Annotated in this window: 13 protein-coding genes; 5 read left to right on the forward strand and 8 right to left on the reverse strand. The window is 34.4% G+C overall.

The annotated features are described in order from the left end of the window. Positions 1-104 precede the first annotated feature (104 nt). From WKH56_RS26655 to WKH56_RS26670, 4 genes are all read right to left on the reverse strand, one after another. Positions 105-503, reverse strand: coding sequence for a hypothetical protein (locus WKH56_RS26655; protein ID WP_221833647.1), 399 nt, complete (start codon positions 501-503; stop codon positions 105-107). Between the two features lie 295 nt (positions 504-798). Continuing rightward, positions 799-981: a hypothetical protein gene (locus WKH56_RS26660; RefSeq protein ID WP_048018637.1), complete on the reverse strand. Its 183-nt coding sequence runs from the start codon at positions 979-981 to the stop codon at positions 799-801. A gap of 164 nt (positions 982-1,145) precedes the next feature. Next, positions 1,146-1,691, reverse strand: a complete 546-nt coding sequence (locus WKH56_RS26665) for a hypothetical protein (protein WP_342837005.1) — start codon at positions 1,689-1,691, stop codon at positions 1,146-1,148. Positions 1,692-1,797: 106 nt separating this feature from the next. Continuing rightward, complete coding sequence (locus WKH56_RS26670) at positions 1,798-2,385, reverse strand: NDxxF motif lipoprotein (RefSeq protein ID WP_221833651.1); 588 nt, start codon at positions 2,383-2,385, stop codon at positions 1,798-1,800. A gap of 192 nt (positions 2,386-2,577) precedes the next feature. Between WKH56_RS26670 and WKH56_RS26675 the strand changes: the two genes are divergently transcribed. The 4 genes from WKH56_RS26675 to WKH56_RS26690 all read left to right on the forward strand — a co-directional run bounded on the left by WKH56_RS26675 (position 2,578) and on the right by WKH56_RS26690 (position 7,717). Next, positions 2,578-3,471 carry an AraC family transcriptional regulator gene (locus WKH56_RS26675; protein WP_221833653.1) on the forward strand — a complete coding sequence of 298 codons (894 nt, stop codon included), beginning with the start codon at positions 2,578-2,580 and terminating at the stop codon, positions 3,469-3,471. Between the two features lie 396 nt (positions 3,472-3,867). Continuing rightward, positions 3,868-5,370: a spore germination protein gene (locus WKH56_RS26680; protein WP_221833654.1), complete on the forward strand. Its 1,503-nt coding sequence runs from the start codon at positions 3,868-3,870 to the stop codon at positions 5,368-5,370. A 30-nt stretch (positions 5,371-5,400) separates the two neighbouring features. Beyond that, the gene (locus WKH56_RS26685; protein ID WP_221833656.1) at positions 5,401-6,594 is read left to right on the forward strand and encodes a Ger(x)C family spore germination protein; all 1,194 of its coding nucleotides are present in this window, start codon (positions 5,401-5,403) and stop codon (positions 6,592-6,594) included. A gap of 19 nt (positions 6,595-6,613) precedes the next feature. Then, positions 6,614-7,717: a GerAB/ArcD/ProY family transporter gene (locus WKH56_RS26690; RefSeq protein ID WP_033578576.1), complete on the forward strand. Its 1,104-nt coding sequence runs from the start codon at positions 6,614-6,616 to the stop codon at positions 7,715-7,717. 9 nt (positions 7,718-7,726) lie between these two features. Here the strand turns inward: WKH56_RS26690 and WKH56_RS26695 are convergent, their stop codons facing one another. The 4 genes from WKH56_RS26695 to WKH56_RS26710 form a co-directional block, all read right to left on the reverse strand. Further along, positions 7,727-7,939, reverse strand: coding sequence for a YczF family membrane protein (locus WKH56_RS26695; RefSeq protein WP_226313283.1), 213 nt, complete (start codon positions 7,937-7,939; stop codon positions 7,727-7,729). 705 nt (positions 7,940-8,644) lie between these two features. Further along, positions 8,645-8,827, reverse strand: coding sequence for a hypothetical protein (locus WKH56_RS26700; RefSeq protein WP_221833658.1), 183 nt, complete (start codon positions 8,825-8,827; stop codon positions 8,645-8,647). 241 nt (positions 8,828-9,068) lie between these two features. Further along, positions 9,069-9,767: a polysaccharide deacetylase family protein gene (locus tag WKH56_RS26705; protein WP_168760580.1), complete on the reverse strand. Its 699-nt coding sequence runs from the start codon at positions 9,765-9,767 to the stop codon at positions 9,069-9,071. 1 nt (position 9,768) lies between these two features. Further along, positions 9,769-10,968 carry an MGDG synthase family glycosyltransferase gene (locus tag WKH56_RS26710; protein WP_310884327.1) on the reverse strand — a complete coding sequence of 400 codons (1,200 nt, stop codon included), beginning with the start codon at positions 10,966-10,968 and terminating at the stop codon, positions 9,769-9,771. Positions 10,969-11,433: 465 nt separating this feature from the next. Between WKH56_RS26710 and WKH56_RS26715 the strand changes: the two genes are divergently transcribed. Next, entirely contained in the window at positions 11,434-12,726 is a 1,293-nt protein-coding gene (locus WKH56_RS26715) for a VTT domain-containing protein (RefSeq protein ID WP_048018630.1), read from the forward strand. Positions 12,727-12,773: the final 47 nt, after the last annotated feature.

Consider the following 12,773-nt stretch of genomic DNA (forward strand, 5'->3'; position numbering starts at 1 on the left):
ATAATCCTCTATTAGATTTTTAAAAATGTTCGTATAGTGCCCCTACTCTGAAGACCTGGGGGAATACTTGATATAGATGAGTATGGGGTGCTTTTTCTCTCGAATTACTTACCTTTTAAAGCAACATCTTCTGATTTGTCATTCCATTTAACAGTTAAAATCAAATGTTTAGATTTCATTATACCTTCACTAGCGTCAACCTTTACTTTCTCTTTAAAATTCCCTTCTTCATTTAACCTTGCGTCTCTCACTGCAATTCCATTTTGATTATTTGAAGTGTCTAAATTAATTCCAAAATCCCCTACGTTTTCTACCTTACCACCTAGATAATTTAAGTTAATTTGAGCTGTTTCTTTACTATTTTCAACGGGATATAACGTAATAGTAGCTGACCAGCTTTGAGTTTCACCTGAAAACTCTAAAGGATCCCCAGCTTTACTTTGACATCCAACTAATAAAACAAAAAAGAAAAGACTAAATAAAGCAATACAAAACTTTCTCATCCTCGTCCTCCATGTAAACAGCATAATGTCATTTTTACTAACTTATATTGTATTAAACTATATATTTTTATTTAACGTAGCGTAGAATATTATCTAGTAAAGAACATATGTAAGATCTTTTTTAAAAACTGTTCGTAGATTTTGAAAGATGCGCTAAATGCGGAACGTTTCTTTTCACTTTCTATTATAATTTTATCCCCTTTTATCCTCAGGCATATTCTATACAAAACAAATTGTTGTTAGTTTAAACAATGAAAGGTCTCCCAGAAATAATTCTGAGAGACTAGTAAAAAAATTAACCTGTAAAAAAGCTTACAACACCTATCAGCACAAAAAATATGAGAATTGCAGATAGAATGAATACAACTGTAAAGATAGGTTTATACTTTGCTCTATTTTCTTGATTACTTATCTTATTATGTAAATCATCTAATTTTCTTTCAATTTCATCCAGACGTTTTTCAGTGTTAATATCCATCACCTCCTACCTTTTATACGAATTACTCCTCTAAAAGTTTCCTGATTACTGTATTTTAAAGAATATATATGTAAAAAACACTTTAAATTGTATGTATAGTTAGTTACCAAAATCTTCTTTTCCCATAGTAAACGTTCATTAAAAAACAAAAATCTTAATCTAAATCAAAAGTGAAAGGGACTTACTTGTTTGATAATAAACGAAATAATAAACGAAACAGCAATTGTTGCCGCTAGCTGCTTTGGAGTTTTGTAAAAGACTACGCATAAAACAGCATACATAATGAATTCTTCAATATAGTTTACATGTATACAAAATATTCCAACCGCTAAAGAAAGACTTAACAATAACCCCATAGGCAAAGCTGGTAATATCCAAGCTAGACGTAAATTATTTTTAGCCATCCATACAATAGCTGCTAGAAACGGAGACGCTAGTGCGATACTTCCCCACAGTAAAAAATAACTAGTTGGAAAAAACCCAAATAAAAAGGCGGAATATATATAATAGCCTGTTAGCATTCCTATAAAGAACATGAATGTATTAAGAGCCGCACTAATTTGGGTTTTACTATACGCAGCTATAAGGGTAGCAATCAGTACCCAAATCCCTGTCCTCGAACACAAACCTCCAAAATATGGCAGGATGTTCATCCGCCAACTTCCATCAACACCTGCAACAGTATCTAAATATTTGGTTGCTATCCCCAAAGCTGTACCGAAGACTAAATAGATAATAGAAAATGCAAGTTTGTTTGTAGACTTAACTATTCCAATAGTAAACTCCCCCTAACCAAAGAAAATCTATTAAAATGTTTTAACTCTTTCGTCCAAAAGCTTTTGTATCAATATTTTTGTCATCTAGGAAACTCTCTATCTTTTTCTGCTCTCTTCCATTTACACTTTTATTTTTATTCATAAGTGACTCAATTTCTGTTTCAGAAAAATCTCCTTCACTCATATGCTCAACCAGGTCATCGATTGCTTGATCCAGTTCATCCAAAATTTGATTGGAATCCATAATATAGCGGCTAATTCTCTCTGAATCTTTTTTATATCCTTCTGGTAAAGTATTGTGCGAAATATAGGTGGAAAAGTTATGATCATTTGCTTTCAATAGGTCTTTTAACTGTTCAAATTTTTTCGCTTGAGCTTTATTTAATTTTTGATCGGACTCCATAATTTCTTCAAATTGATCACCGGTATTGGATAGATCCTCGTTAGTGTCTAAGTATGTCTTTATACTTTTTTTCATTTCTTTTTCATCAATTAAGGCATTATTTTTCGATGAACTAAATATGGAAGTTGGTAATACAATTTTTCCACTAGCTTCTTTTGTACTTTCCTGGTAAGAACAAGCGCCTAATAAAAAAATAATTATTAAGCTAAAACAAAGTTTTTTCAATTCAAACGCTCCCTTTAACAATGTATTTTTTCCATTAATTTACATAGAAAATTTTAACATAAAAATCCTCTTAGGACTATACATCTAGAGGCGTATATTGGAAAAGTCCCCTCACCTAATTAAATATAGCAAAAAATGTTAAGAACAAAGATTTGTTTGCTGTTATAGTGAACGTAAGGTAGGTGAATGTAAATGAATTATGTAACTTGTATACAGAGAACGCTGGATTACATTGAGGAGAATTTGGAGACACAAATCACTTTAGAAAAGTTAGCAGAAATTGCCTGTTTTTCTCCTTTTCATTATCACCGTGTCTTCCAAGCCATAGTTGGAGAATCAGTGATGGATTATGTGAGGAAACGAAGACTTACGCGCGCAGCAGAACGCTTATTTTTCACAGATGAAAAAGTCATTGATATCGCACTTGATGTTGGTTTCCACTATCAAGAGTCTTTTAACAGAGCGTTCAAAAAATTTTATGATGTTTCACCGAAACAATACCGTAACGCAAGAAGAATATCTGGACCGCTGCGAGGAAAAGCCTACCTAAATACTGCAATTTTGTCAGGAGGAAATAAGATGGAACCAAAACTAGTCACTAAACCTGCTTTTTATGTCATTGGATATGAGCTAAAAACAAAGAACGAGGGTGGCCAGAATAATAAAGACATTCCTGAATTTTGGCAACAGTACATGCAAAATGGATTAGGCTCTAGAATACCCCATCCTATAAACAAAAACGTGGAGCTTGGTATTTGCACTGACTTTAATCCTGAAACGGGTGAGTTTGTTTATGTAATTGGTATGGAAGTTGAGAAAGACACTCCAGCACCTGAAGGAACAGTTTACAAAAGCTTCCCTGAACTAGAATATGCCGTATTTACTACACCAAAATCATATGAAGAATCTTTTACTTCTTCCATTCAGTCCACGTGGAATTATGTTTTTACAGAATGGTTCCCTGAATCGGGTTATGAGCACTACGGATCAATGGAGTTTGAACTGTATGATAAGAGATGCTATGGTTCAGAAAACAAAGAGATCGACATCTACATTCCTGTGAAAAAACAGATCGTTAAGGCATAAAAAAGAAAAGCATTGCAAGTAGAAATTCACTTATAATGCTGAACATATTCCTATACAAAAGCCCAATCTCTAAGCACTTATATTTAAGAGAGGGCTTTTTATTCTTTTGCATTGGGAATTTTGGAATCAACCAATTTGAATATTCACTTCATTTTTAGTTATCATAATGTACGATATCGACAATAAAAACATCAGATATACAGAGAAATACGATGTGCTTTTCTCTCCAATTACTTAATTCTTAAAACAATATCTTCTGATTTGTCACTGGATATAAAGTAATACTAGCATTTTATTTTATGTATTTTCCTCACGTGCATATTTTTTACATTTTATAGGAATGATAACGTTACTCGTTGTATAACAAATATTCACTCATATAAAAGGTGGTAAAACGTGCGACAAAGATATCTTCTGAAAAGCCCTAATAAAAAAAAGACAACAGCTTGTTCAGCAACTTCCTTATATGATGATGTAAATAAAAATATAGAGAGGCTATTGAACGAATTAGGAAATAGTTCTGATGTGTCGTTTCGAATGGTTGAGTCTCCGCATCAAAACACGTTAAAAGCAGCCGTTATTCACCTTGACGGATTAGCAGATGAAAACATTATAAATGAGAATATCATGACTCCTCTTATTCAGTGGTTTAAAGAAAGTAATCAAGTAGTAACCGTTGAAGAGATAGAAGAACAAATACCTCAGATGTTGACTGTATCTCAATTGACTATAAAAGAGAATTGGCATGAATTTGTGTCAGCAGTTTTAACTGGTGATACGGTCATACTAATGAATGGAAGTTCTAAAATTTTCATTGGCAATACAAAAAAACTTCAGTCCCGAGCAGTAACAGAACCAACCAGTCAAACGGTTGTTAGAGGACCTAAAGATAGTTTCACAGAGAATTTAAGGACGAATACTTCTTTAATACGAGCTAGAATTCAGGATTCTAATTTACGTTTAGACAGCATGAAAATTGGAAGCGTAACTCACACAGATATAGGAATCATGTATATTCAAGGAAATGCAGATGAACGTATTGTAGAAGAAATCAAAGAACGTTTAAAAGGGATTGAGGTAGATGGGATCCTTGAGTCGAACTATATTGAAGAATTTATCCGGGATGATAGGACCACTATTTTTCCACTTCTATTAAATACAGAACGACCTGATGCCGTTGTAGGAAATTTATTAGAGGGACGAATTGCTATTATTGTACAAGGAACACCTTTTGTTTTAATTGCACCCGCTATTTTTTCTCAATTTTTTCAGTCTCCCGAAGATTATTATCAAAATTATTATATTGCTTCCTTTTTAAGGATCTTGAGATTTGGTTCTTTTTTTCTTTCTATGTATGCGTCTGCTATCTATTTAGCATTGATTACGCATCATCAGGGACTTATTCCAAACACATTAATGGTCAGCTTAATGGCTCAAAGAGAACGAGTTCCTTTTCCAGCAATTGTAGAAATAGTAGTGATGGAACTAGCTTTTGAGATGTTGCGAGAGGCAGGAATCCGAATGCCTAGAGCAATCGGACCAGCAGTCTCCATTGTAGGAGCACTGATTTTAGGACAAGCAGCTGTAGAAGCAGGTTTTGTATCAGCGGCTGTTGTGATCATTGTTGCTATTTCTGCCATCAGCAATTTTACACTGCCATCTACTAGCATTGTCAATGCGGCCCGGGGTTTTCGATTTATCTTGATTCTAATTTCAGCATTTATTGGCTTATATGGAATTTTGCTTATGACCTTATGTATATGGCTTCATATAAGTAGTCTAAGATCTTTCGGTGTCCCCTACTTTTCACCTTTTGCCCCCTTTGATTTTAAAGAGCAAAAGGATACTTTAGCTCGATTCTCTTTACCATCTCTTTTAAGAAAACAACAAAATAAATAGAAGCCACATAAAGATGAATGAGGATGAAAAATGAAAAGTTACCTTTCACTTTTATGGATTACTGCCCTTTGTTTATTTGTTTCAGGGTGTTCGAATTATCGAGAATTGAACCAAATAGGAGTCATTATAGGACTGGGAATTGATGAGAATAAAAATTCGGAAGAACCCTATAAAGTAACCTATCAGATTATTAACCCAAGTGGTTTGTCACAAGGCAGTTCGTCGGGAGGACAGGGTCTTCCTGTCATTAACTACACAGTAACTGCCAAATCGTTAGTGGAAGCATTAAAAAAAGCCTCTGTCGTCATTCCAAGAGAACATATTACTTCTCATCTTTCGCTTATCGTCGTAGGTGAAAAGTTAGCAAGAAATGGTCTTAGCTTATTATTTGATGCCTTGGATCGAGGCAAACAAGCTCGTACAAGTATTCCAGTTTTTATTGCGCGTGATGGAACTGCTGAGAAATTGCTTGGTGTGATTGAACCTTTTGAGGTTACTCCAGTCAAAAGTATCCTAAGTACAACCCAGAACAATCAAAAAATGTATGGAATAGTTAGTAATGTACAAGCATATGAAGTTATTTCTATGCTTTTGAGTGAGGGAAAAGATCTATCTCTTCCTGGAATCAATATTAACAAACCCTCTCAGCAGTCAGAAGAAGCAGGCAATTTAGAGAATACCAGCCCAAGTGCTATGCAGGTAAAAGGATTAGCTATGTTTAGAAAAGGAAAATTAGTTCGATGGCTGGATGGGGATGAAGCTCGATCTGTTCAACTTGTTACGTCTGAAGTGAAGAGCACAGCTCTTGTTTTCCCTTGTAATATAAATGAGAATATCACAGTTACAGCGACTGGAATAAAAAGTGAAATAAAAACAAAAATCCGCCGTGGACAACCTTTTATTCATACAGATCTGAATGTGATGGGAGAAATTACGGAAACATCATGCCAAAAAGATTTAAGCAACCCTAAGGTATTAAAAGAGTTGGAAAAAGAAGTCCAAAATGAACTACAAAAGGAAATTACAAAAACTATTAGCATCGCACAAAAAGAAAAGGCAGATATATTTGGCTTTGGTGATAGCTTATCTCGAACCAACCCTAGTTATTGGCGTCAGCATAAACAGAATTGGGAGAGTCTATTTTCAAGTGCGAAGGTATCGATGAATGTGAACGTCACTATCGTAAATACCGGAATGCGTACAAATCCTTATGAGGTAAATTAGATGAGGAGCTGAAAAAGCATTGACTAAAATAAAAATCGATGGGTTTCAATTATTTTGTATGATGTTTATCTTTATATTAGGCAGTACGTTGCTTTTAGATATAGGAAAGGCTGCTAAGCAAGATGCATGGATCGTTCCCTTTTTGGCTACTATTTTTGGATGTGCACTGTATTTAGTCTATATCTCCTTATATAAGAGATACCCTAATATGCCTTTAACCGGCTATCTTATTAAAATCTGGGGTAAATACGTAGGCAGTGCTATCAGCTTTTGTTATATTATATATTTTGTTTATATTGCTTCTAGAGTACTACGTGATTTTGAAGAATTACTAATTAGCTCTTCTTACTATGTTACATCGATTATTACGCTCGGCATATGCATGACCTTTGTGTTAATTTATAGTATTCACTTGGGAATAGAAGCATTCGCACGAGTTACATGCTTATGTTTTGTTGTTATTTTACTGACTCTTTTTATATTAAATGTTTTGTATGTAGTAGGAGGTTATATCAAAGTGGAAAACCTTCAACCCGTATTAGCAAATGGATGGGGAAACATAGGGAAAGAGTTAGTCCCTCTTGGCATTACTGTCCCTTTCGGAGAATTGATTACCTTTACTATGCTTCTTCCTTATTTGAATAAAAAAAGTCAGGCTGCAACAATTGGACTATCCGCCATTATAATAGGAGGGATTGTCTTAACCATTAATTCAATTATTCTTTTATGTGTACTCGGACCAGAGACTGTTTTAAGATCTTCTTTCCCAGCTCTTACAGCTGTGAGTTACATTAACATAGCCAGTTTTATTCAAAGGCTGGATACCTTTATTCTTATTCTCATGGTCATTTTAGGTTTTGTTAAAATATCCATCTATTTCTTTTGTGCCGTGATTGGGGCAACTGATTTGTTTCGTATGAAACCTTCTGTTACAAACATTTATCTAATTGGTGGTGTTATTTTTTTCTCCTCACTGATGATTGCTCCTAGCTACCAAGCTCATATAAATGAAGGGCTCAAAGTTGTTCCTTATTTATTACACCTCCCTTTTCATATAGCAATTCCTATACTATTGCTGATTACAGCATATATTAAGCAAAAAATAAAGCCTACCCTTTCATGACAAGGGAGGCTATTGTTTTTTTAAAACAGGAAAAATGCTAACAGTAACGAACAACAAAGCAAATAAAACAATCAAAAAATAATCTTCTCCACGTGCAATTACAAAATATTGTTTTAGGTTATAAAACGATTGAAACATATAGTTTCCCTGAAAAACGTCGATGAATACAATAAGAGCATAAGCCCCCAGCAAAATACATAAGGATGAAATTATTTTAGCCATTATATCAGCCTCACCTTTTTCTTTTAAATTGCGGTAAATAATATAAAAATATACAAGGCGTCCATGAGATTTAATACTATTTATTGAATAATGAAAAATAATTGATCTTCTGCAAAGCAATCTGTTATAAAAAATTTAACGTAACAAGAATTTTAAAAATTCACCTACAAGGAGCTTTATTTATTTTAATGCACGGCTCTATTTTTATAGATTCTCACGAAGTAGTACAAGCCAAGCAGAAGTAATCCTACATTTGTATAAACATAAAAAATAGACCCATACCAAAAGTTCTTTTGAGCCAATGAATCAAAAAAATAATGCAAAAAGTGGTATAGCGCTACATAGATTAAACAAAGACTCCATAAAATATTTTCTTCTCTAGAATAAATCTCTCTTAGTAATAAAAGAATGATCCACCAAAACACAAGTATTGATGATGTACTGAGTAAGTTAATTGGGTAAGTCTTATAGTAAAAAGAATACGCGCTGCTATAAAATAAAAGCATCGATAGTAACAACATGAATAGTGGCTTTCTAGAGTGCTTATTGGTGATAAAAAAGTACAAGCCAATTAAAATGGCCATAAAAAAATAAATGTAATTCAACAAATTCCCCATCTCAAACCTCAACATTTTTATAATTTAATACTATGATATTTACGTTTCTCATAAAATCTTTTATGTAGTAGGTCAAAAACACAGCATCTTATGCTTCCTTGCCTCCTTTATGTGTACAATACCCAAAGATAGCATTTCCAAAAGAAACTCCAAAAGCGGTTGAAAATGCTGTTAAAAGATCAAAATTAGAGGTAAACAGCATATTAATTATTACGTTTCCTCCAAAGAAAATTAAAAAATATATCAAGAATTTCAAAATAACTTTTTTCAAGAACTACCCTACTTCTATAGATGTCGTTTAGATTGACTGCTGATTCAACACAGAATTTAAAAATCACGAAATTATAAATATAGCCAATATATGATTATATTACCATATATTTTTACTGACTATAAAAAAGAACCTCTTTAAAATAGAGGTTCTTTTTATAACAGAGAAGATATTTAGTTAGGGTAATGACAAGAATTAAAATGTCATTTGTGAGCTTTAATAAATATAGTTCTCTTACTACTTATAGCTTCTCTACCAATTCATCAACACGGACACAAGTGAATCCTTTCGTTTTCACTGTTTTTAACACATCTCTTAACGCATTAATTGTATTTCTTGGAGCTTCAGATTCCGCCCCTAGCGTATCACCGCAGTCGTGCAGCAAAATTACGTCCCCACCTTTTATATTTGCTAGGCGCTGTTTAATCTTTTCGCTTCCGCCAGAGGTTCGCCAATCTTCCGCCATGATTGACCATAGAATAATCTTATATTTACCTCTTTTGATAAAATCGAAAAGATTAAGCATTCCCCAAGGCGGGCGATAATATATAGGCTCGACTCCCGTGATAGCTTCAATCACCTTGGCTGTATCCTTCAGTCCTTTTTGAACTTTCCAAGGCGACATAAACCAGTTGGAGTGATGTACGTAGTTATGAATTCCGATTAAGTGGCCTTCATTATGCATTCGCTGAATCAGTTCAGGGTACTTTTCTGCTTTGGTACCGACCACAAAAAAGGTTGCCTTCACCTCATTTTTCTTCAATAAATCAAGAAGTATCGGCGTATAAATAGGGTTCGGACCATCATCAAACGTAAAAGCAATTTTCGATAAATCCCTTCCCCTTTTAACTACGTTTACTCCTAGACCACGTGATAGGAAATACGGAATAACGGTGTATAATAAAATTAAAAAAATAATAGCAGAAATCATGAACTCCATATTATATACTCACCTCTATCTCCTTTTGCTTTTGTATTGTTCTATCATTTACGTTGAGTAATGGACTATGTCTTGCTGCTTCGACAATGACATGGAGAGCGTCTATGGATGACGTTTTAGTTTGGTATTTTTTTATTCTTTGTTTCATCCATTTTAAAGGTGCTGAATCATGAACCAGATTTTCGACCCTCGCAACCAACTCTTCTTCTGTTTTTACAGAAAGTGCGAATCCTGAACGACATAAATACTCTGCATTGTCTTCTTCTTGTCCCGGTAACGAATGGTAAATTAATATGGGTAAATCCATCGCCATTGCCTCAGACGTTGTCACTCCCCCTGGCTTGCTGATCATTAAATCTGAAATAGCCATTAATTCTTCAACCTTTTCACAATATCCCAAAATTCTCACGTCATGCTTCGAGTCTTTTAATTCCGACTCTAATTGTGTTTTTAACTTCTTGTTTTTACCGCATACTATAAAAAGTTGCATCGGTGTAGAAATGAATTCTAAGGCCTTAAAGGTTGAAAGTCCTTTCCCAAAAAATCCGTCGCCCCCTCCCATGATGAGCAGGGTGAATATATTGGGATTAATCATATATTTTTCTAAGAGAAGATCCTTTGGAAGAACATCCATAAATCTTTTCCGTACAGGTATTCCAGTGTTTTTAATTTTATCTGCCTCTACCCCTAACGCAATTAATTGATCACGCAATCGAGCAGACCCTACCACATATTGATCTGTAGAGGAATGAATCCAATAAGAATGATCCGTATAATCTGTGATGATGGTTACCGCTGGAATATCAATTAACCCTTGCTCTTTTAATTTTGATATAATTCCCGCGGCAAATGGGTAGGTACTAACCACTACTTTCGGCTTTATTTCCTGTATGATTTTAAGCACGGTTTCCATACCCGATAAAAAGATCGAATTTAGCTTAACGGAAAAAGAATTTTTCACACGAGTTTTTTCATACAAAAAGCTATACACTTGTGGAAACTTCTTAATTCCTTTTTTATAAATATAATGGCTGATTGGATAAAGGTTGGGATGAACCCACTCCATGATATCAATGGTAATAGGCTCAGCATCAGCAACGACATTACTTACTGCTTCACTTATCGCATTTGCCACTTGTTTATGTCCTTCTCCAAACGTAGCGGAAAGAATTAAGTATTTATCCCGTTCACGGTTATTCATGACTTTTCCCTCCTTGTAATTTGTATGCTTGTGCTGTGGGGTAAAACTTAGACTTTTCAGCACATCTTTTTGTTCTTTTGTTTAGGCGATTAAAGAATTGCTCTGCTGATAAAAAAGTAATAATGGGTAGTTCCCCTTTTTAATCGATTTGTAGGGTATATCTTTTCTTCTTTTTCGTTACATAGATTGGTTAGGAACTCCTTACACTATTTATTAGAAAAACAAACAGTCTTAAGTTGAGCTTTCAAATAGCACATTTTCAGTCTACGTTTTGTAATTAAAAATAGGCTAAAAATAACATTAAAAATTAATGAAAAATCCAGTTTTTTTAATAAATAGTGCTACATTAAAAGAAATACAAAGATGAAATTAATCTTTTCACCTTTGTATTTCAATCGCATGTAAGCATATTCGCCTTACCGACTGTGCTTTAGATGTATACATACTATGAAAGAAGGACAAACCATGGATTTTATCACATCTTATATAAATCAATACGGATATATCGTGCTGTTTCTAGCATTGATGCTGGAACTTCTTGCACTTCCTCTTCCAGGGGAGCTGCTCATGGGCTACGCTGGGGTTCTTGCTTTTCAAGGACATTTGAGCTGGGTGGGAAGTATCTTGGTGGCTGGTATGGGAAGTATGGTTGGAATGACCATAGCCTACGGGGTAGGTTATAGGTTAGGGACTCCCTTTTTTGATAAATACGGAAAAACCCTTCATATGGGGCCAGAGCGAATTGAAAGAATGTCAAAATGGTTTGGTGTACATGGAAACAAGCTGTTGATTATTGCTTATTTCCTCCCAGTTATTAGACATATTACAGGATATTTTTCAGGAATTACTCGGCTTCCCTTTCGTACGTATGCACTGTATGCCTATAGTGGATCATTTCTTTGGGTTACCACATTTATTACTTTAGGAAAGTTATTAGGACCTCAGTGGGAACAGTTTCATCATTCTATTAAGAAGTATTTTGTCATTGGGCTGATTGTAGCTGTAAGTTTGTTCGCAGCTATTTACATTTATAAAAAGTTCAAAGTAACGATTAAAAAGATAGCAATTAATTGCCTCAAGTGGATAGTAAACGCATTTCATACGCGGAAACGGGCGGGTCTTGTTTTTATATTTACAGCATTAGTTACATTAGGGTTTATTCTGCTTATGATTGGAATGACGCAAGACTTTATCGCAAACGAGTTTGGAGATTTTAACAAAATAACGAGTTTATTAATAACAGCTCTTTTTAATAAAGATTGGAATGTACCAATGCGGGTGTTTTTCATGCTAGGATCTAGGGAAGCTCTGGCAACATTGATTTTCTTTACACTTGTATGGATTTTATGGAAAGGCAGAGATAAAAAAATTGAATTATTATCTCTGGTAGTTGTTGCAGGCGGCGGCGAGCTATACGAAGAAAGCCTGAGACGAATGTTCCATCATTTCTCCCCTATTAGAAAATCGTTGATAGAACAGCTTTCATACACCTTTCCAAGCGAGCAGTCTTTACTGGCTTTTGTTATTTATGGGTTTGCTGTATTTATGCTGGTTCGACACTCTAAAAGATTGTGGGTTCCTACAGTAGCACCAATAGTGGCCATTCTTATTTTATTGCTTATTGCCATTAGTCGTTTGTATCTGAGCATACAATACCCCAGTGACATTGCAGCAGGATATGTATTTGGAGGAGTATGGCTAGGGTTAAACGTTTTGCTTCTTGAAACCTTCCGTCTTATGAAAGGTATTAATCTATAAGTGATACTGTCAAAAAACTTATTTCTGATGTTTCCTATGAGAAAAAA

Source organism: Priestia sp. SB1 (genome assembly GCF_038898415.1).